General features: G+C 40.5%; 27 protein-coding genes and 1 riboswitch. Of the genes, 6 read left to right on the top strand and 21 right to left on the bottom strand.

Annotation, left to right across the window (positions count from 1 at the left end):
* Window positions 1-83: 83 nt before the first annotated feature.
* The 3 genes from GRQ40_RS03520 to GRQ40_RS03510 all read left to right on the top strand — a co-directional run bounded on the left by GRQ40_RS03520 (window position 84) and on the right by GRQ40_RS03510 (window position 4,310).
* The gene (locus GRQ40_RS03520) at window positions 84-545 is read left to right on the top strand and encodes a hypothetical protein (RefSeq protein ID WP_044745602.1); all 462 of its coding nucleotides are present in this window, start codon (window positions 84-86) and stop codon (window positions 543-545) included.
* A 145-nt stretch (window positions 546-690) separates the two neighbouring features.
* Window positions 691-887: riboswitch (cobalamin riboswitch) on the top strand.
* A gap of 124 nt (window positions 888-1,011) precedes the next feature.
* Window positions 1,012-3,252: a ribonucleoside-diphosphate reductase subunit alpha gene (locus GRQ40_RS03515; protein ID WP_066147997.1), complete on the top strand. Its 2,241-nt coding sequence runs from the start codon at window positions 1,012-1,014 to the stop codon at window positions 3,250-3,252.
* 17 nt (window positions 3,253-3,269) lie between these two features.
* Window positions 3,270-4,310 (top strand): ribonucleotide-diphosphate reductase subunit beta, encoded by a 1,041-nt coding sequence (locus GRQ40_RS03510; protein WP_044745600.1) that lies wholly within the window; start codon window positions 3,270-3,272, stop codon window positions 4,308-4,310.
* A 217-nt stretch (window positions 4,311-4,527) separates the two neighbouring features.
* Here GRQ40_RS03510 and GRQ40_RS03505 read toward each other — a convergent pair whose 3' ends face one another.
* From GRQ40_RS03505 to GRQ40_RS03495, 3 genes are all read right to left on the bottom strand, one after another.
* Entirely contained in the window at window positions 4,528-5,217 is a 690-nt protein-coding gene (locus tag GRQ40_RS03505) for a TerC family protein (protein ID WP_066147992.1), read from the bottom strand.
* A 19-nt stretch (window positions 5,218-5,236) separates the two neighbouring features.
* Window positions 5,237-5,509 (bottom strand): YkvA family protein, encoded by a 273-nt coding sequence (locus GRQ40_RS03500; protein WP_066147989.1) that lies wholly within the window; start codon window positions 5,507-5,509, stop codon window positions 5,237-5,239.
* A 240-nt stretch (window positions 5,510-5,749) separates the two neighbouring features.
* Window positions 5,750-6,199 (bottom strand): flavodoxin, encoded by a 450-nt coding sequence (locus GRQ40_RS03495; protein WP_369815512.1) that lies wholly within the window; start codon window positions 6,197-6,199, stop codon window positions 5,750-5,752.
* Between GRQ40_RS03495 and GRQ40_RS18920 the strand changes: the two genes are divergently transcribed.
* Window positions 6,180-6,239, top strand: coding sequence for a hypothetical protein (locus GRQ40_RS18920; RefSeq protein ID WP_369815511.1), 60 nt, complete (start codon window positions 6,180-6,182; stop codon window positions 6,237-6,239). The two genes, GRQ40_RS03495 and GRQ40_RS18920, sit on opposite strands and share 20 nt — an antisense overlap.
* Window positions 6,240-6,501: 262 nt before the next feature.
* Here GRQ40_RS18920 and GRQ40_RS03490 read toward each other — a convergent pair whose 3' ends face one another.
* The 17 genes from GRQ40_RS03490 to GRQ40_RS03405 all read right to left on the bottom strand — a co-directional run bounded on the left by GRQ40_RS03490 (window position 6,502) and on the right by GRQ40_RS03405 (window position 17,909).
* Window positions 6,502-7,365: a VOC family protein gene (locus tag GRQ40_RS03490; protein WP_066147986.1), complete on the bottom strand. Its 864-nt coding sequence runs from the start codon at window positions 7,363-7,365 to the stop codon at window positions 6,502-6,504.
* A 284-nt stretch (window positions 7,366-7,649) separates the two neighbouring features.
* Window positions 7,650-8,432, bottom strand: coding sequence for a sulfite exporter TauE/SafE family protein (locus tag GRQ40_RS03480; protein ID WP_044745594.1), 783 nt, complete (start codon window positions 8,430-8,432; stop codon window positions 7,650-7,652).
* 67 nt (window positions 8,433-8,499) lie between these two features.
* Window positions 8,500-9,630, bottom strand: coding sequence for an MBL fold metallo-hydrolase (locus tag GRQ40_RS03475; RefSeq protein ID WP_082741657.1), 1,131 nt, complete (start codon window positions 9,628-9,630; stop codon window positions 8,500-8,502).
* Window positions 9,631-9,680: 50 nt separating this feature from the next.
* The gene (locus GRQ40_RS03470; protein ID WP_066147980.1) at window positions 9,681-10,250 is read right to left on the bottom strand and encodes a sulfurtransferase TusA family protein; all 570 of its coding nucleotides are present in this window, start codon (window positions 10,248-10,250) and stop codon (window positions 9,681-9,683) included.
* Entirely contained in the window at window positions 10,247-10,561 is a 315-nt protein-coding gene (locus tag GRQ40_RS03465) for a rhodanese-like domain-containing protein (protein ID WP_066147977.1), read from the bottom strand. The genes GRQ40_RS03470 and GRQ40_RS03465 overlap by 4 nt, the downstream gene beginning before the upstream one ends.
* Before the next feature lie 21 nt (window positions 10,562-10,582).
* Window positions 10,583-10,948, bottom strand: coding sequence for a rhodanese-like domain-containing protein (locus GRQ40_RS03460; RefSeq protein ID WP_159719373.1), 366 nt, complete (start codon window positions 10,946-10,948; stop codon window positions 10,583-10,585).
* Between the two features lie 10 nt (window positions 10,949-10,958).
* Window positions 10,959-11,441 (bottom strand): DsrE/DsrF/DrsH-like family protein, encoded by a 483-nt coding sequence (locus tag GRQ40_RS03455; RefSeq protein ID WP_066147970.1) that lies wholly within the window; start codon window positions 11,439-11,441, stop codon window positions 10,959-10,961.
* Window positions 11,442-11,497: 56 nt separating this feature from the next.
* Window positions 11,498-11,725 (bottom strand): sulfurtransferase TusA family protein, encoded by a 228-nt coding sequence (locus tag GRQ40_RS03450; protein WP_066147968.1) that lies wholly within the window; start codon window positions 11,723-11,725, stop codon window positions 11,498-11,500.
* Window positions 11,726-11,829: 104 nt separating this feature from the next.
* Window positions 11,830-12,090, bottom strand: coding sequence for a metal-sensitive transcriptional regulator (locus tag GRQ40_RS03445; RefSeq protein ID WP_066147965.1), 261 nt, complete (start codon window positions 12,088-12,090; stop codon window positions 11,830-11,832).
* A 201-nt stretch (window positions 12,091-12,291) separates the two neighbouring features.
* Complete coding sequence (locus GRQ40_RS03440) at window positions 12,292-12,528, bottom strand: glutaredoxin family protein (RefSeq protein ID WP_044745587.1); 237 nt, start codon at window positions 12,526-12,528, stop codon at window positions 12,292-12,294.
* 588 nt (window positions 12,529-13,116) lie between these two features.
* Window positions 13,117-13,491: a YidH family protein gene (locus tag GRQ40_RS03435; protein ID WP_044745586.1), complete on the bottom strand. Its 375-nt coding sequence runs from the start codon at window positions 13,489-13,491 to the stop codon at window positions 13,117-13,119.
* A 133-nt stretch (window positions 13,492-13,624) separates the two neighbouring features.
* On the bottom strand, window positions 13,625-13,849 hold the full coding sequence (locus tag GRQ40_RS03430) for a hypothetical protein (protein WP_066147962.1): 225 nt from the start codon (window positions 13,847-13,849) through the stop codon (window positions 13,625-13,627).
* A gap of 68 nt (window positions 13,850-13,917) precedes the next feature.
* Window positions 13,918-15,336 (bottom strand): SpoVR family protein, encoded by a 1,419-nt coding sequence (locus GRQ40_RS03425; RefSeq protein ID WP_066147960.1) that lies wholly within the window; start codon window positions 15,334-15,336, stop codon window positions 13,918-13,920.
* A 121-nt stretch (window positions 15,337-15,457) separates the two neighbouring features.
* Entirely contained in the window at window positions 15,458-16,309 is an 852-nt protein-coding gene (locus GRQ40_RS03420; protein WP_080860450.1) for a hypothetical protein, read from the bottom strand.
* 17 nt (window positions 16,310-16,326) lie between these two features.
* Window positions 16,327-17,205, bottom strand: a complete 879-nt coding sequence (locus GRQ40_RS03415; protein WP_066147953.1) for a M56 family metallopeptidase — start codon at window positions 17,203-17,205, stop codon at window positions 16,327-16,329.
* On the bottom strand, window positions 17,202-17,621 hold the full coding sequence (locus GRQ40_RS03410; protein ID WP_066147952.1) for a BlaI/MecI/CopY family transcriptional regulator: 420 nt from the start codon (window positions 17,619-17,621) through the stop codon (window positions 17,202-17,204). The genes GRQ40_RS03415 and GRQ40_RS03410 overlap by 4 nt, the downstream gene beginning before the upstream one ends.
* 108 nt (window positions 17,622-17,729) lie before the next feature.
* Window positions 17,730-17,909, bottom strand: coding sequence for a small acid-soluble spore protein H (locus GRQ40_RS03405; RefSeq protein WP_044745583.1), 180 nt, complete (start codon window positions 17,907-17,909; stop codon window positions 17,730-17,732).
* Window positions 17,910-18,156: 247 nt separating this feature from the next.
* On the opposite strand from GRQ40_RS03405, the gene GRQ40_RS03400 reads away from it, so the two are divergent.
* Window positions 18,157-18,618, top strand: a complete 462-nt coding sequence (locus tag GRQ40_RS03400) for a ferritin-like domain-containing protein (protein ID WP_044745582.1) — start codon at window positions 18,157-18,159, stop codon at window positions 18,616-18,618.
* 439 nt (window positions 18,619-19,057) lie between these two features.
* On the top strand, window positions 19,058-19,666 hold the full coding sequence (locus GRQ40_RS03395; protein ID WP_066147948.1) for a DedA family protein: 609 nt from the start codon (window positions 19,058-19,060) through the stop codon (window positions 19,664-19,666).
* An 81-nt stretch (window positions 19,667-19,747) separates the two neighbouring features.
* Here GRQ40_RS03395 and GRQ40_RS03390 read toward each other — a convergent pair whose 3' ends face one another.
* On the bottom strand, window positions 19,748-19,987 hold the full coding sequence (locus tag GRQ40_RS03390; RefSeq protein ID WP_044745580.1) for a hypothetical protein: 240 nt from the start codon (window positions 19,985-19,987) through the stop codon (window positions 19,748-19,750).
* Window positions 19,988-19,990 lie beyond the last annotated feature (3 nt).

Below are 19,990 nucleotides of genomic sequence, written 5' to 3'. Positions count from 1 at the left end.
GGGCTCTTTTTCTATATACGAGGCGATATAGGATATAGTCGATGATCAACAAATAAAATCCATTAGTAAAGGGTTAAGAAAACGTGAAAGCAATTGAACGGTTGTTATGGAGTATTGCTTTACCAGGATTCGGACAGCTTTTGAATCAAAAGTATTTCAAAGGAACCATCTTTATTTTATTAGAATTTATTGTAAACTCTCAATCCCGATTTAATGAAGCCATTCGCCTGAGCTTTTTGGGAAAAACAATCGAAGCAACCCAAGTCATTGATTTTCAATGGCTTATGTTTTATCCGTGTTTGTATTTTTTTGCAATGTGGGATGCTTATAAAGATGCTGACGGTGGTCGCTCTCCTTACGCTTTTCTTCCATTCGTTTTTTCAGCTTATTTTGTCACAGTTGGACTGATGTACTCTTCCCGCGTTACCATCTTCGGCATTTTTTTTGGACCAATTTGGCTGCCAATGCTCTCAGTTATTCCTGGTGTGCTCACCGGTTTACTGATTCGCTCGCTGCTTATTAAATTTCTCCCACTTCAAAAATAAACGCGCCGATCGAGCGCGTTTTTTATTTTTCCACTTCAGAAATATTATAGTTGAATTTTCCATTGATTTATTATATGATGATACCAGTGCAACTAACAAACACAATATATTGTATCGAAGAATAAAAACAAAACTATATATAGTAGAACAAACCACAAGTAAAGGTGTCCCTTAGGACTTAATAGGGAATCTGGTGTAAATCCAGAACTGCCCCCGCAACTGTATGTGCGGACGAAATGGAAGCTCCACTGTATACGAAAGCTTATACGGCGCGTATACGGGAAGGATCCAAAGTAGGAAGAAGCACAAGTCAGGAGACCTGCCTTGCTTGTTTCGTTTCACATTCTTCGGGGAGGGAGAAGATGAAGCGATGGTTTAAGAAGGGAAGTTTTATTCCTTTTTATACTATCGTTTCATCCACTCAATCCGGAGTGGATTTTTTTATTGGAAAGAGGAGGAGCCGATAATGACGTTTACTTTTCAAACCGTTTCTCAAGAAGAATTGATTGCCTGGATTCATGATCTTACAAATGAATTTCCTCATCTAGACACATCCGAATATATCAAGCGTGTGCTTCGCATGATTCAAAACAAAGACACTGCGTCCTTCGAACAAATGGCAAATGATTGCATTCTTGAGGGACTTTCATATATTAGCGAAGCAGAACCAGACTGGACCTTTGTTTGCGCCCGCATTTATTTACAGAAGCTTTATCACGAAGCAGCTCAAAATCGCGGTTATCATCCAAAAGAACGCTACGGTGATTTTTACGAGCTGGTCGCTTCTCTCGTTTCCAAGGGAGTTTACAACCATTCTTTGCTTGATGATTATGAAAAAGAAGAAATTAAAGAGATTGGAGCGATCATCAATCCAGAAAAAGACAAGCTATTTACCTATATCGGTCTCCGCACGCTTGCAGATCGCTATCTTGCCCGTGATTATGAAAGAAATTTATATGAACTGCCGCAAGAGCGCTTTCTCATCATCGCGATGACATTGATGGCCAAAGAGCCAAAAACGCAGCGACTTGCCTTTATCCGAGAAGCATACTGGGCATTAAGCAATTTATATATGACGGTTGCCACTCCGACTTTAGCCAATGCAGGAAAAAACTATGGTCAGCTATCAAGCTGCTTTATCGATACGATTGATGACAGCCTGCAAGGTATTTACGACAGCAATACCGATATTGCTAACCTTTCCAAGGCAGGGGGCGGCATTGGCGTCTATCTCGGAAAGATTCGCAGCCGCGGCAGCGATATTAAAGGATTTAAAGGGATTTCATCCGGCGTGATTCCATGGATGAAGCAATTGAATAACACCGCTGTCAGCGTCGATCAGCTTGGCCAAAGAAAAGGAGCCATCTCTGTCTACTTAGACGTGTGGCATAAAGATATTTTTGCTTTTTTAGATGCCAAATTAAACAATGGCGATGAACGGATGAGGACACACGATTTATTCACAGGCGTTTGCATCCCTGATTTATTTATGGAGCAAGTAGAAAAACGCGGAGATTGGTATTTATTTGATCCACACGAAATACGACAAATCATGGGATTCAGTCTAGAAGACTTTTATGATGAAGAAAAAGGGGACGGCAGTTTTCGTCAAAAATATTGGGAATGCGTTCAAGAAAAGCGCCTTTCAAAAGAGAGAGTTCCAGCTATTGAAATTATGAAAAGCATTATGCGCAGCCAGCTAGAATCAGGCACACCATTTATGTTTTATCGCGATGAAGTGAATCGAAAAAATCCGAACTCACATCTCGGCATGATTTATTGTAGCAACCTTTGCACTGAAATTGCCCAAAATCAAAGCCCGACCGTGATGGAAAAACAATATGTAAAAGATGGGAAAATCATCATTGAAAAAATCCCTGGCGATTTTGTCGTCTGCAACCTATCATCGATCAATTTAGCTAAAGCCGTTATGGACGATGTGCTTGAACGGCTCGTCCCTATTCAAATGCGCATGCTTGATAACGTGATTGACTTAAACCAAATCCCTGTTTTGCAGGCACAGTTGACAAATCAAAAATATCGGGCTGTCGGACTAGGCACATTTGGATGGCATCATTTGCTCGCTTTAAAAGGCATTCGCTGGGAATCAGAAGAGGCCGTTTATTATGCGGACGAGCTTTATGAACAAATTGCTTATCTCACTATTCAAGCAAGCATGGAGCTTGCTCAAGAAAAAGGCAGTTACCCAGCGTTTTCTGGATCTGATTGGCAGACAGGGGCCTATTTCGATAAACGTGGCTACAACACTTCCAAATGGATTCATCTGAAAGAAAACGTAGCTAAACATGGAATGCGCAACGGCTATGTGATGGCGATTGCTCCCAATGCTTCGACATCGATTATTGCCGGCAGTACCGCCAGCATTGATCCGATCTTTTTGAAGATGTATGCCGAAGAAAAAAAAGATTATAAGATTCCAGTTACAGCGCCAGACTTAAACGAAAAAACAACTTGGTACTATAAATCAGCCTATCATATTGACCAGTATTGGAGCATTCAACAAAACGCGATGCGACAGCGCCATATTGACCAATCCATCTCATTCAATTTTTACGTAATGAACACCATTAAAGCAAAGGATTTATTAGCCCTTCATCTTGCCGCTTGGAAATCCGGTTTAAAAACAACCTATTATGTTCGTTCAACATCAAGCAACATTGAAGAATGTGAATCATGCGCAAGTTAATATAAGGAGGAGTTATGATGACATCTGCTTTAACGAAACGAATCATTATGGACCCTGAAGCGCCCAACCGTTCCACGCGAATCATCAACGGACGATGCTCGAATGTGCTCAATTGGGACGATATTGCCTATCCTTGGGCATATGCTAAATATAAACGAATGCTCGCCAATTTTTGGACACCATTTGAAATTAATATGTCCCAAGATGTCAAGCAATTTCCATTATTAACCGCACGTGAACAGGATGCTTTTTTAAAAATTATCGGCCTGCTAGCCTTACTTGACAGCATCCAAACAGATTATGCAGGAAAGGTTGCTGATTACATTACCGACTCAAGCATCAACGCGCTGATGATCATGCTGGCTCAACAGGAGGTCATTCATAATCATTCTTATTCTTACGTACTTTCTAGCCTCGTTCCAAAACAAAAGCAAGATGAGGTATTTGAATTTTGGCGAAATGAGCCTATATTGCGGAAAAGAAACGATTTTGTCACAAACGGATATAAAGAATTTGCCGAGCAGCCAAATGTAGAAAATTTATTAAAATCCATTGTCTATGATGTCATTTTAGAAGGCTTATTCTTCTATTCCGGCTTTGCTTTCTTTTATAACTTGGCACGCAATCAAAAAATGGTGGCCACAAGCACTATGATTAATTATATTAATCGCGATGAACATATCCATGTCGACTTATTCGCAAAAATATTCCAAGAGGTTCTGCGCGAATATCCAGAATATCGGACAGATGACTTAGCGGCATTTGTTCAGCAAACCTTTATTCAAGCGGCCGAATTAGAAATCGAATGGGCGAGCTTCATGATCGGCCATGATATTGAAGGCATTCATCTTGAGGATTTACATGATTACATTAAATTTTATGCGAATGTCCGCTGCCACCAGCTTGGCTTCGAGCGTCCATTTGAAGGCTATCGGACAAATCCGCTCCGCTGGATTAAAGCCTATGAAGAAGTAGATCTAGGCAAATCCGACTTTTTTGAACAAAAATCGCGACAATATACAAAAGTGAATGTCGATAATGGCTTCGATGAGCTCTAACAAAGCATCCGCCAATCATTCATGGCCGATGAGCCGGCAAACAAAATCCATTAAACATCCCGTCATTTCTATTTCTGCATCAGAAGGACTGAAAAACGCTTGGCAGACAAGAAACACAGCCGAACGCAAACACAAATCAAACCAAGGCGTTCACGAATAGACAAATAAAGCCTCCCTGCCGGATAAAAGCGTTTCGGCAACAGTCTAAAGCCGCCAATCATTGATTGGCGGCTTTAGCTTCCCCTTTATTATTTTCTTTTCCCTTTTTGATCATGCCAGCGCAAACGACTCCAGCAACGACAAGCAGCTCAAAACCATATTTAATCACAGGATTAGCAAAGTATCCTTTTAAAAACGGCTCATCAACAATCATCTTTGAAGCGGTCCACGCAAGAATGGCACCACCGATTGTAATAATGATTGGAAAACGCTCCACCCATTTCAAAATAAGGGTACTGCCCCACACAACGACTGGAACCGAAATGAGCAATCCCAAAACGACTAATAAAAAGCTACCATGCGCAGCTCCTGCTACTGCTAATACGTTGTCTAAACCCATTAACGCATCAGCGATAATAATGGTTCGAATCGCCTCCCACATGCTTTTCCCTGCCTGCACTTCATGCCCTTTTTCTTCCACCAATAGCTTATAGGCAATCCAGATGAGTAAAACTCCACCGACTAGCAGCAAACCTGGAATTTTTAATAACCATACAACAGCCAGGGTTGCCACGGCGCGAATGACAATCGCTCCAACCGTCCCCCATAGAATCGTTTGCTTTTGTTGCTGTTTTGGCAAATTGCGTGCCGCCAGCCCGATTACAATCGCATTATCTCCAGCTAATACTAAGTCGATAATGATAATAGATAAAAGAGCGGACCAAAACTCCATTGAAAATAACTCCATTTAGCATTTCCTCCTTCCATTACACTCCGTATTTACGCTTTAAGTGATGTGGCGATGCTTCTATCATTTTCTGCAAAATCCACATAAAAATTGCCACATCATCAAAAATACCAAAAATACCTAACCAATCAGGGAGCAGATCAAACGGAAAAACAAAGTAGGCAAATATGATCAGCACATATGTCATCTTTTTAGAAAGCGGTATTTCATGAGAACAAAAAAATCCAACTAAAAATGGGATCAAGCGATAAGTGTGAAAAAGCAATCTCGCTTTTTTCCAGGCTTTTCTCATTCTCTTCCTCCTTTCTTCATGTAATGAAAAAAGACCTTTACCGTTATGGTAAAGGCCTTCTATCAAAACAGACCTTTACCATCGTTCGGTAAAGGTCTTGCTAACAACATCACCGTTGCCAACAAAGCCGAGGGTATATGCCACCCTGAACTGACGACTTTGCTGTAAAAGCTACTCCCCTTTTACGCGCATTTTTCCTATATGCTTACACCCTTATAATAGTCGATTGGCTATAGACTGTCAATATGTACTTGGCTCAGTTAGCATTTTTTGGACAAATTGCTTGCCAAACTGTTTGCAACTCTCCCTTTCTTCACTAGTCGGTGCCAATTCAATCTTTAATCCTTCCAGCACAACAGCTGCCCCTAATTCCTGTAATTTTTCCACTAAAATATCAACCGCGGCTCCGTATTTTTCATAGCCGGAATCACACGAGCCAAATACAGCTGCTTTTTTTCCTGATAAATGAATGGAATCCATTTCATCATAAAAATCAAGAAAATCGTCCGGCAGCTCTCCATCTCCCCATGTATATGCTCCCAATAAAATGCCATCATACGCTTCCAGCTCATCTGCGCTCGCATCCAGCACCTCTTTTACCTCCACTTCTATTCCCTCTTCTTGAATTCCTTCTAAGATGGCATTTGCTATTTCCTCTGTATTTCCTGTCATGCTTGTATACACCATGATTACCTTCATCATGACAATCTCCTTTTCTAAAAACGAATGATAATCATTATCAATAATCATTCTATTTGATAAAGATTATCATTGTCAATTATATTTTTTTATTTCGGTTCAATGAAAATTCGTTTCCACAAAGTAAGGGAGGCTCTATCAATAAATCCATGCTGGTTTTCCGATATTCACTAACCGTTTCGATGATTCTTTCGGTTCATTAAAACGGCTTTCTTATAGCAATTTTTCAACCCGAACGCCTTAACAAAATAAAAAAGCAGGTAGCCTCTGCTTTTTTATTCCTATTTTCAACATCATGCTTTCTGGACTCTTAATTGAATTCGATTTCCAAACGGATCGACTGTTACTGCTTCTGTTCCTGTCCATTCAACTTTAGCCCCTATTGCTTTCAAGCTTTCAATCGCCTTTTCAAGCTCCTTTTCATGCGGAAAAACGATAGAAAACAAGCGCAAACCAAGCGCGTTTTCCGGCGGTTTCGGAGCTCCTACACCTATCCATGTATTCAATCCAATATGGTGATGGTACCCTCCAGCTGAAACGAATAATGCATGATTGTCCATGCGAATTGTAATATCAAATCCTAAACCTTGGTGATAAAATTGTTCTGCTTCATGCATATGGGCAACATGTAAATGAATATGACCCATTTTCGTTTTTGGCGGCAATCCTGTCCAAGGAGCGTGATCTGCCTCTGCTAGCAATCCCTCTACATCAAGTGACTCGGTCACCCCTTTGTATTCGCCGTTTTCTGCTTTTTCCCATTGCTCTCTTGGCCTATCAGCATAAATTTCAATGCCATTTCCATCTGGATCAGCCAAATACACCGCCTCGCTGAATTGATGATCTGATGCGCCTTGCAGCGGATAACCTACCTTCAGCAAATGAAGCAGCACACGTGCTAGGGTAGAACGATCGGGAACTAAAATGGCAAAATGATATAAGCCCGTCGTTCGCGGCGGTTTCCTTACTGTATCGCTGCTTTCCTCCAATACAATAAGCCGCGTGATCCCGTCAGCTGTTAGCACCGCTAAGTTTCCTTTCTGCTCTAATAGTTGAAGCCCTATCCATTTCGTATAGAAATGAATGGAGCGATCGAGCTTTGCGACACGTAAATGAACATGGCCAATCTCTACTTTCGGATGAATCGTAGATCTCATGAATGAAGACTCCTTTGATTTATTTTAATTTAATAATATTTAAATTCGAGATAAATAAGCAAGTGGTTAAATAAAAATATTTTACTTTTTATCATAAATATCAAATAATAATTAATATAAAAAATATAAAAAAAGAAATAAAATGGATATTTATCCATTTTATAAAAAATGAACAAAGAGGCAATCTCATTGTCCCGTTATAAAGGGAAAATCCTTTTAATTGTTAATACGGCAAGCTGTTGTCATTTACGCTTCAAAGCATCCACCTTATCCAACTGCCTTTTTTACAAAATTTCTCCCCAAATTTTAATAGCTGTTCCTAAAATTAAAACCGCTAAAATGATTTGAAGCGCTTTTGTATTCATCTTTTGCCCTGCTTTTGCCCCCAGCGGAGAGGCGATTATACTTGCTATAACCATAATCAGCGCCGGGATAAAGTCAACTTGTCCTGTCACAATTTTACCAAATGTGGATCCAATCGAAGAAATAAAAGTAATCGCCAACGAAGAAGCGATCGTCATTCTTGTTGGAATCTTGAGCACAACAAGCATAATGGGAACTAGCAAAAACGCACCAGCTGCCCCTACAATGCCTGACCCGATTCCAACCATCAATGCAAGACCCGCTGCAAGCCATTGATGAAAAGTAACCTGATCTAGCGGAACATCATCAATTCCTTTTTTAGGAATAAACATCATCATTGCAGCGAGCGCTGCAAGCACTCCATAAACAAGATTAATGCTTGCGCCTGTCATAAATTTTGAGCCGTATCCACCAATAAAGCTGCCAATTAAAATGCTAACACCCATATATAGAATAAGCTTTTTATTTAAATAACCACCTTTTCGATAGGCCCATACACCGCCAATGGTGGCAAAAAACACCTGCACCGCACTTACTCCAGATACTTCATGAGCGCTGAACGCGGCCAACCCAAAAAGCGGCGGAAGGTAAAGCAGCATTGGATACTTAATAATCGAACCGCCGATCCCCACCATTCCTGAAATAAAAGAACCGATAAAGCCAATGAGAAAAATAACAATAATAAAATTAAGCGTAATGTCCACTTGATAAATCCCCCTTTATCAAAGAAAGAAAGGGTACTTTATGCGTACCCCCATGCGTTTTTACCGCTTAATGTGTATGGTGTAGCGCGCAGCGATTAGGTCCGATCTCAAGTTCTTGCTGTTGTTCAGCATCCGCTTCCTTTAAACCACGATTAATGGCTACAATTTCCTCGAAGTTTGGCGGTGTTTCATTATTGGCGTTTTGTACTACCATTTCCACAAACTCTTCTTTTGATTGATTCTGCATCATCTCATTGCGGGCACGAATATTCCCAAGTGTATCTCCTACAAAGCCGGCACCATTCATCTCATCATCCAAACTCGCATAATGGCCTGGCAACACCACAACATCATCCGCAATAGCCGCTACTTTTTCGTAAACCGTATCATATAAATCAAGCGCCCATTCCGCGGCTTTTCCTCCTAAATCCGGTCGTCCCAATCCGCCTACGAAAATCGTATCTCCTGAAAAGAGCAGCTTATGATTGACAAAAAACGAAACACTCCCTGGAGTATGTCCCGGTGTTTTCACCGCCAGCACTTCTAATTGAACCTGTTCAAAATCAATCGTGTCGTGCATTTCTAACGGTTCAAAATGATAGACCGCTCCTTCGCTTTTCATTAAATAGTATTTCGCCCCTGTCCGCTCTGCTAGCTCTCTACCTCCAGAAATGTGATCGGCATGCAAATGTGAATCGACAATATGGGTAATATTCACTCCTTCTTCCCTCGCTACATCCTCGTACACATCAATAAAACGAGAAGGATCGACAACTAAAGCTTCTTTTCCAGAAATAACCATATATGACAAACAACCTTTACCGACTCGAATAAATTGATACACCTTCATGTTTTCATCTTCATATACCATCGCTTTATGCAAATGCTCGCTCCATGCTTGCATCCCATCGACAAGTGTAAAGACATTTTGGAATCCAGCCTCCTCAAGCTGTTCTGCTACAAACTCAGATGAACCACCTTTCGCGCAAACCACGATGACTTCCTGATCTTTTGGAATGCGATCCACTACTGCTTCGATCCCGTCTATTAATTCAAAATAAGGAACGTTTAAATACGCAAAATTTTTCCCTTCAATTTTCCAATCCTTAAAGTCACTTTCGTTGCGAACATCAAAGATAAAGACGTGCTCCTTCTTTAACACTTTACTTGTTAATTCTTTTACAGTCATTTGCTTCATAACCAAAATCCTCCCTTATCGTATGATGAAATCCCCCAAATCCCTCTCGCTTACATCTGTTCCTTCTCTAACGGTCCTGTCCACTGCGACATGCCAGGAATTACATTCCATACATGTAAAAATCCATATTCCATCAGCTTCTGCGCCGCTAGATCGCTGCGGTTTCCTGTTCGACAGATCACATACACATGGCTCTCTTTTGATATTTGGTCCATTTTTTGCTCCAATTCTCCAAGCGGAAGCGAAAGCGCACCAGGAATATGTCCAAATGCATATTCTGCCTGTTCCCGAACATCTAAAACAGTCGTGTTCGCTTCATTTAACCGTGCAAGCAACTCTTCGTTCGAAATAATATGAGGAAATTGTGGTTGCTCTTTTTCCTCATTTTCACCTGCCTTACGAATATAATGTTTTAGCACGTTCCCCTCTTCCATCGTTCCAATATACTGGTGTCCTGTGCTTTCTGCCCACGCTTTAATATCAGCTTTAGAACCTTTATCTGTAGCTTGAATCTCTAATACTTGACCCGGCTGTAATTCGTTGATGGCCTTTTTGCTTTTTACAATCGGCATTGGACATGATAGTCCTTTCGCATCAACCGTCATGTTTACATGAATCATCTGCTCTCCTCCCATTGCTTGACAGGCCCCTCCCATGCCAGCATGCCACCTGTCATGTTTGCTGCCTTATATCCATAGCGTTCTAACAATTGTACAGCTTTTGCACTTCTTCCTCCTGAACGGCAAACGATCACGTATTCTCGATCTTTTGATAACTCGTTCATCCGAAACTCAAGAAGTCCGAGCGGAATATTCAGTGCGCCTGGAATGGCCCCCGCTGCTACCTCTTCTGTTTCGCGAACATCAATAATATGCAGGCGATGCCCGCCTTTAAGCCGTTGCTCCACTTCTTTTGCTGTTATTTCCTTCATGTTTTTTCCTCCCCATGCTTTCTAGCGCCATGCATTCATGCCGCCTCTCACATTCGTCACTTGCTGAAATCCTAGCTTCTTTAACAGCCTGTTTGCTTTCGTGCTTCTCATGCCACTTTGGCAAATTACAATCACTTCCTGCTCCTTTGACAGCTCATGAGCACGCTTTTTCAATTCGTGAAGCGGAATATTTTTAAATCCATGAATATGATGAGCGTGAAACTCCAACGGTGTTCGAACGTCAATGTACTGCACTTTTTTATTGCCTAATTCTTTTTTTAAATCAGCCGCAGCGATCGTTCGCACACCTTTAGCCGGAAGAAAGCGGCTTGCGAAAAACCATGCGATCAGTAAGAAAAGAATGGTATTAATGATCGTTTGTGCCATGATTCTCACCTTAAATAAATAAATTCACATTTCCTTCTGAAGCATCTGCCAAGTAAGCAGCTACCCCAGCAAACTCAACACCTTCAATCAACTCTTCTTGCGTAAGCCCTAGAAGGTCGACAGTCATTTGACAAGCAACAAGTTTGACTCCTTGCTCTTGCGCCATTTCTATCAGCTGCGGAAGAGGCATCGTGTGATGCTTTTTCATAACACTTTTAATAAGCCTTGGTCCAACTCCCGCAAAATTCATTCGGGAAAGTCCCATTTTATCTGCCCCTCGCGGCATCATTTTCGCAAACATCTTTTCTAAAAAGCTCTTCTGGACAGGGATTGCTTCATCTTTTCTAAGCGCGTTGAGCCCCCAAAATGTATGAAAAATGGTGACTTCATGATCATACGCCGCAGCGCCATTGGCAATAATATAGGCCGCCATGGCTTTGTCGTAATCACCGCTGAATAAAACGATCGTCGTTTTTTTCTTGTTATCCGCCATCTAACTCCTCCTTTTCACAAATACATGTATAGGTATATTTTTTTACAAAAAAATAATTATGCTTTTTTGATCCAAAATGTAAATACGCCATTTTCCTCTTTCATATCCATCAGCTGATGTCCGCTTGCTTGTGCCCATGCGGCTAAATCTTTTTTCGCACCTTTGTCCGTTGTTTTCACCTCTATTACCTCACCAGAAGCAAGCTGATCGATAGCTTTTTTTGATTTCACAAGAGGCATTGGACATGACAATCCTTTGGCATCAACGACTTTTGCAATATTCATTAGTTAGTTCCTCCTTATTTTCATTTTTACCATTACCCCTATATGTATATTATTGCGATGCAAAAAATTTGTCAACTCCTATTTTAAAGAGTTGACACCTTATTTTATCGGCTCTTTACTAACAACTCTACTGCTTCTTTTACAAGCTGCTCCGTCTGTTCTCCTTTTTCAATATTTTCTCGAATACAATGCTCTAAATTCGTGCTCACAATAACCGCCATGGCCCGGTCGATCGCATTTCTGGCAGCGGCTAGCTGAGAAACTACACTTTTGCAATCTTTTCCTTGCTCCATCATGCTGATCACACCTTTTACTTGTCCTTCGATTCGCTTAAGGCGATTTTTGATTTCTTTGCTATAGTCCATTTTGATTCACCTCTTTTTAGCCCTTGATTAGCCTGCTGATCTTCATTTATCTTCAAAAGCATTGCTTTCTTTACATTATAACATGTATATCTTTAATTATATACCTATAAAGGTATATATTCAAGCACTTGCATCGCGTTGCTCCATATATCATCATTTAAGCGGAACAACCGATGAGGCTGTCCCGCTTCTTTGCATGACCTATGGCTGACTAATCAGCGACATAATGGTTTCTGGATCAAAACCTAGTACCCATTTTCCATTGATTTCTGTTTGTGGAACTCCTGTATGTCCTGTTGTCTCCACAAGCCGCTTCGCCGCTATTGGATCAAGTTGGACATTCACTTCTTTAAATGGAACCCCCTGCTCCTGCAAAAAATTTTTGAGCATCACACAATAAGGACATGTCGTCGTCGTATACACGGTTACATGATTCATGTTTTTCCCTCCATCCATTTACTAAAGTAATGTCTGCGTCTTGCGCAAAATTTAAGAATGCTGTTGTTCCAACAACACCAGTGCCATCAACCAAATACTCTTTTTAAGGACCAGCTCATCCATTGTCACTTGATATGCAAGACATTGGATGTCTCATTCTTGTACTGTTCCTTTTCAAAAATAAATACCCATACATGTATATTACCTATATAGGTATATAGTAAAATAAATATTGTGTGATGTCAATGTTGTTTTCCCTCAGTTATCAACAACAAACTAGGGGCCTGATCTGAAAACAACAATGTGTCAGCGTATGAACGTCTAAAATCTTATGCACTAAAAGACGGAAATCAGCAACAAATGAATAAGCACAACATTTGACATTGTATTTTTCTGCTGATTAAGACTTCGGACGATTCACAACAATGGACAGATTTCTTTAGCTTTAACAGCTAAATAATAAATGCGGGATCTATTTTTCGCTACAGTATCCCTTTCATAACCTTCTTTCTAGAAAGCTAACTGCGCCAAATCATACGAGGCCCATCATCCAAAAATCGGTTACATCCATATAAAAAGGATCGCTGATTATAAAAGAACAGCAAAAAAATACAGTCCAAACATGGCCACAACTGCAAACATTAAAGTTGATAAAAAGAGAATCAACGGTCTTGATGTCCGAAAGGTTTGTTCATTAATTTGTTTCGCTTTTTGAAAATAGCTGACAGTTGAAAAAATGATGGTGCTGACTCCAGCCAGTACCGACAGTATGCCGATCCATTGCACAGCTGCATTCGGCAACGTATGGAAAGAAGATTTGATATGTAAATTAATGATTAAAAAACCGATACCGGTAATAGCAATCGCCGTTCGAATCCACGCTAAATAGGTTCGTTCGTTTGCCAAATGCTGCTGAATATATTTTGAGTCAATAGTAGCGACTCGTTCTTTCTCCGCTTGCATATTGCGCACCTCCCGCTCTTTCCTGTACTATACATGAGAAAAAAATAGGGTTCAATCCTAAGATCATTTTACCAATTTTCGATTGCGTTTTAACGAAAGTTCTCACGGGAATATGGCTAGAATCTCGTATATACTAATGTCCCTTGCACCAGCCCCTAATATAGATGCATAGATAAGCTTGCATTTTTTTCACGATCAGATGGCCGCACAAAACCGGAAAATGGGCTGAAACAGTACTTTTTAGATTTTTGTCATACACTTCAATAAATAACGAAGTCAAATCTATAACCGCCTCGTCTTCAACCTCGATGTTCCTCATCCCTCCTTCCACGGTTAAGCCTGATTGATATTTTCCCATAAAAATTGCACCCTAATTGCTAGATCTATCTAACAATTAGGGTGCCCAACTGCCAGTAGCTTTGTTCATTATATAAATTTCCGATGCACCGTCTTCCCTTCATATGTGAACAGTACCGGTTTATTTTCAACAATTGTTTCCATATGAACGGTTCGTCCCCAAAGCTGATAAATATAAGGAAGCACCTTTTCTAAATATTTAATATCAAGTTCAATTCCTTCATACCAATGCTTTAAATACAATTCGCCATTGCGCATATAATCTCCGTCATTAACGGTAATGTATGGAAATCCCCCATTCACACGAGTACTGACTAGCTGATCGCGAACATGCTCCCAGTCTTTGTCAACAATTTTATAATCCTTGCCTTGTTTTTGGAATAAGTACATATCCTCACGCATCACTAGCTCTTTCGTTAAATAGTTGCGGAGAAAGGAAATATCTGAATCAAGCTCGCGCACCTCAAAAATTTTGGCACGCCCTGATCCCGGCTGAACGCCCCTTCTTTTCATCTCCTCTGTTGGATTATTCCATCGTTCTTCGATATCTTCAAATATTTTCAACCCTAAATAATACGGATTTATGCTTGTGCGCGACGGCTGGACAACTCCCGCATTGAGCTTAGCAAACTCAATCGCTTCATCGCTCGTCAAATCCATCTCCCGCAAAATGCGCTGGTGCCAATAGGACGCCCAGCCTTCATTCATAATTTTTGTTTCAAGCTGCGGCCAAAAATAGAGCATTTCTTCCCGCATCATTGTTAAAATATCGCGTTGCCATTCTTCCAGCTCGCGGCTGTATTCTTCAATAAACAAAAGCACATCCTTCTCCGGCTGCGGCGGAATTTTTCGCCGTTTTTTACGCGGGGGAGCGGTGGATTTATTTCGTTCATCGAGCAACCATAAATCATCATATGGAGTCGGCTTTACGCCCTCTTCCTCTTCTTCAATTTCTGTATCCGCAAGCGTCCACGACAGCTTCGACCGAAGCAGAGATGGATCAATATGCTCCTGAATAGCCAAGACTGCATCTAAAAATTTTTCCACCTCTAATTTTCCATACTGGTGTTCATAATGTTTAATCCGCTCTGCCGTCGCAGCCATGCTTTCGACCATATCTCGTTTTGTGTTGCTAAAGCGGACATTATTTTTGAAAAAGTCGCTATGGGCCAAGACATGAGCGACAATCAATTTATTTTGAATTAATGAATTCGAATCTAACAAAAATGCATAGCATGGATCGGAATTAATAACTAGCTCATAAATTTTACTCAGCCCTAAATCATAATGAAGCTTCATCTTGTAAAATTGTTTCCCAAAGCTCCAGTGAGAAAAACGTGTCGGCATTCCATAGGCGCCAAATGTATAAATAATGTCAGCAGGACAAATCTCATATCGCATCGGATAAAAGTCTAAGCCAAAGCCTTCAGCAATCTCCGTAATCTCCGCAATCGCCCGTTCTAGCTCTTTCAACTCGCCTTGCCTCATGCGCATCTCCTCCTTTTTCTCTTATCCTAAATGTATGAGAAAAAAGAGCATTTGATACGTGTAGATCGCTTGTTTATCCACCCAAGCTTTTAGAAACAAGGCATGCCTATAAACTGTCCTCTTATGAAGAAACGCTCACCGTAAACGGAACAGTAATCACCTTTCCTTCGTGTTGAAACTGTGCCCAAACTTGATAAATTCCGTCTTTAGGAAACTGGACCATAAATGAAGCTTCTGATCCTTCGGCCTGTTCGTCAATCGGATGCGCGTGCAAATAATCATAGCTTCCTTTTCGGATAATGACAACATGTCCCATGGCACCTAAATATGGCTGTAAATGAATAGGCTTGCCGCTCTTTTCATCTTTTAAACGAAATGTCAATGTCGCCTCTTGTCCAGCTACGAGCTTATCAAAAGACAGCGTAATTTCTTTTCCCTCTGCCACTTTAGTTAAATGCTCGTCCGGTTGAAGCGGAACAGCCTTTGCCTTTTCTCCTTGAACGACAACATCATCATTTTTAACTGTAGGATCTCCCCCTTTTGGAACATAATCAGCATACAGCTGATATTCGCCACCGCTTGGGAACGTGACGGCCGTTGTAAATAAGCCGTTACCTTTATATTTAGGATGCAGATGATCAAAATACGATAAATCGCTGCTTACGATAATCAGATGCATCTGTTTTTCATGCTGAATTTCAAAATCTTGAACGGGATTCCCTTTTTGATCCTGAATTTGTATCGTTAAATGGGCTTGTTCATTGCTTTTCAGAGGCTTTTCCGCAAACTTCCAAACCATTTGCGTAGCCGCATGATTTTCTTTACTCATGTGCTCGTGCATTTCGTTATGAGCCACGCCCTGCTGCTGATCTCCGTGATGCATTTGCTCGCTTTCATGGCTGTTGTTTGATTGGCTGCAGCCACTGGCTGATATAAAAATCGCCATAAGAGTGAAACATATTTTTTTTCTCATTTCGCTTCTTTCTCCCCTCAAATAAAGAATGTATGGCAAAATGCTAAACTGACGGCACACTCCAAAAAAATATACACATTAGCCGCCGACAGTGCCAAAGAAACAGGCCATAACTTTTTATGGAAAAAAGAGAACGCAATATCCTTTTGTGGTTCCAACATTTGCATAATGCGATAATTCAGCGGTGATTTAGCAAAATGCGCCGCTCCTTCATTTAACAATTCATGTTCTCCCATTTCCGCTACTTTTAAGAGGACGTTTCCAAGCGGAGTGCTGTTCTTCATTTTTCTCATCGCGTGTTGATCAGCAAGCAATTCTCGTGAAATGCGGTAATATTGTGCAAGGTGCTTGATAAGAGGAATGTAACCTAGTTGTTCAGAAACCGTCTTTATCAGCATAAGTTTTAACGGATCTCGCTGCATCGCGTGAAATTGTTCATGAAACAAGATAGCGCGCAGTTCCGCCTCTGAAAAATGTTCGATAACAAAAGTGGATAGCACGATTTTAGGCTTTATGAAACCAATCGTCAGTGCAATAAACTCTTCATTCTTAATCACTAAAATTCGATTGCCCAATTCCGGGTACTTAACGTTCATATGCTGAGTACGAACTTCATCTGCCAAAAGCAAAAACGCCGTGTACCACTTTTTAGATAGAAACAGTTGCTTCCCCATATTCCCAATCATTTTTATTAATAAAAAAATAAAAAACAGACTTAGAGCTGTTGCAAATACAACATTCTTATCGTTGGCTGTCATGGAAAATGGGTATTTTAACCACTCAAGCACAATGGCCGCAAAATGATGAAATAAAAATAGCGCTATTTCGGCTAGAGTTAATGCCGCAAACAAAACCACACTAGCAAATACAAGAGTTGATTTGCTTTTTAAAGTCATTCATTCTTCCCTCTTTTAGATTCGTTTAATTTTTCCTTTAATTTTTCCAGCAAAGAAGGATCTAAATCACGAATTGCATCCACCATATGCGCTACAGCCAGTCCGCCAAACTCTTCAATTAAACCGTATGCGACTGATTTCGTTTGCTCGGACAAAAACTGCTCTTTCGTTTGAATGGAAGTAAAATAGGCTATTCTTCCCCTCATTTCTTTACGAAGATGGCCTTTATCCGCTAGCCTGTTCATGACGGTCATCACCGCATTGATCGAGATTGGCTTTTCCCGGCAAATATGCTGTTGAACATCTTTAGCCGTAACCTCTCCTGCTGTCCAAATATAATTCATGACCTGTGACTCCAATGCTCCAAAGAAACGTTTTAAACCTTCTTCATTCATCTTAAAATGATTGATTTTCAATCTTTATCCTCCTCTCAACTACAATATGTAGTTATATCCTACATACTGTAGTTGAAAAAGTCAAACAAAAAACACCACTGTGAATGTGGTGTTTTTCTAGCTTGCTTTTTAATGTTCGTGTAAGCTTGATACGGATACCCGTTGTTTATGATTTGGATTTCCTAACGGATAAACAACCGCCATTTCATTTTGTTCATCTACTTGTTCAATATAAATGCGTTCTCCGTTATAAGTGACGTCGGCCATGATCGGAGATGCAGCAATTTCTCGCGCCCTTCTTACATCCATTGCACTTGTCCTCCCTTTTGAAATTGATAACGATTTTAATATGGGCCATTGTTTCAATGAATATACGCATAAAAATCAACAAAAACACCAGCATAAATAAAGGAATGATCTTCATGACACACAATCTAAGCGGCAAAAAAATAGACAATGAGCCATGTGCAAACATACACAAAATCTGCCGCTCAAAAATACACTCTCCTCTTTCTCCGCGCATATCATAAAGCGAAGAGAAAGGGGGGGAAAGCTATTGTACTACTATGATCCATATGCTACTTATTATCGTGAACAGCCTAAAACAGGCAGTATCCGAAAATTAGCAAACGATTTATTAAATGGAATGAAAGGAGAAGCTACCGCTATTCATTTTTATACCCAGCTCATGCAGCTGGCAAAGACAAACGAAGAAAAGTTATACATCTCTCATGCGTTGAAAGATGAACAAGCGCATTTACAACAATTTGTTCATTTGTACATCTCCTTGTTTGGTGCACAACCTGTTTATCAAGCTGAGTCGAAAACCTTTTCGTCATTTGCTGAAGGATTAAAAATAGCTCGAGAAGACGAATTTGAAGCATATGAACAATATCGAAACACCTATCTTTCGACCCATGATCAGCATATCCGCGATGTGTTCTTTCGCGCAATGACCGATGAAATCGAGCACGCGCTTCGTTTTTCCATCTTAGCCCTTGAGCAAGCAAGAAGCTGATGCTAAAAGCGTCAGCTTCCATCTTATGCCCCCGCCTACACTCTGTTTAGAGAGGGTGGATCATCCATATATCTGGATATAAGCTGCAATAAAGAATTTGGCGGTTTTGCTCATGGACAAGCCTTCTTGATATAGAAGTTCAAGATGTTGGTTCTTTAACGAACAGATAATGACCGATTTTGGCGGACAGGCAACAGCCAAAAAATAGACCCCTCGTTTCTTTTTGTAATCCAATGGTGGATATATCACCTAAAATAGACGAATGACCCTCTCCCACCCATGATCCGTTAAGAGGCGGGAGACTTCTTGGTGGAGTATGTTAAACATTCCACTCCACACAAGGAAAAGTTAACATTGTCACTCGTATATTTCTTTTGCTTGTTGAAATCGTTTATAATTGGGAAGGGACAAATTTAAAAATAAAAAGTGCGGTGATTAGATGGAGCAGCATTTACATCATTTTATCGAGCAATTCGGCTACATTGGCATTATGGTTGCTTTAGCAGGAGGAGTCATTGGCCTCCCTGTTCCTGATGAAGTACTATTAACATATGTTGGATATAACGTTTTTACAGGTGCCATGTCATATCCGGCAGCACTAGGCTGCAGCTTCATCGGTGCGCTCCTCGGCATCTCAGTCAGCTATTACTTAGGTATACGCTTAGGAACCTCGTTTTTGCACAAATTTGGTCCAAAAATGCATATGTCAGAGAAGAGGATTGAGCAAGCAAAAGTTCTCTTCGCTAAAATGGGACCTTTCCTCTTATTTATCGGCTATTTTGTTCCCGGGATTCGGCATGTTTCAGCATTTCTGGCCGGAACGAATGAATACCGTTTTAAAAAATTTGCCGCTTACGCTTATACAGGCGCTTTTTTTTGGGTATTTACCTTTACCACTTTTGGAAGGATATTAGGGAGAGATTGGAGAAATATACGGCATTATATGGAGCATTACAGCCTCTACCTTCTTGGCATCCTCATGATTGGTTTATTGATTGCCGGTTATGTTTACTACCAGCGCATAACAACAAAGGAAAATGCATCATAAAAGCACAAGGGTATCCCGCTTAATATTGGGCACCCTTGTGCTTTTGGCGTGCTATCGTGAAAATCATCTCAGCAGAATCGCTTAAGGCTTCGCTTCTCCTTTTTGAAAGGTGTCGGTTAAAATCCCCATAAATGTTCCAAATCCAAACATAAACATGGACGATCCCATAATCCCTAAGCTAATAATGGTGAGAAAGAAATCTTTATTGTAATTGTTTGCAATGAAGCTTAGTAAAAATAGTGCAAATCCAACGATCAACCCTACTGAAGCCATCATTTTACACATTTGTGTAATCGCTTTCCCTTCGTACCGTGTATTCATATT

This window comes from Anoxybacillus sp. PDR2, assembly GCF_009834045.1.
Classification (GTDB): Bacteria; Bacillota; Bacilli; order Bacillales; family Anoxybacillaceae; genus Anoxybacteroides; species Anoxybacteroides rupiense.
The sequence above is the reverse complement of the archived record's forward strand: the minus strand, read 5'-3'. Positions and strand labels throughout refer to the sequence as shown.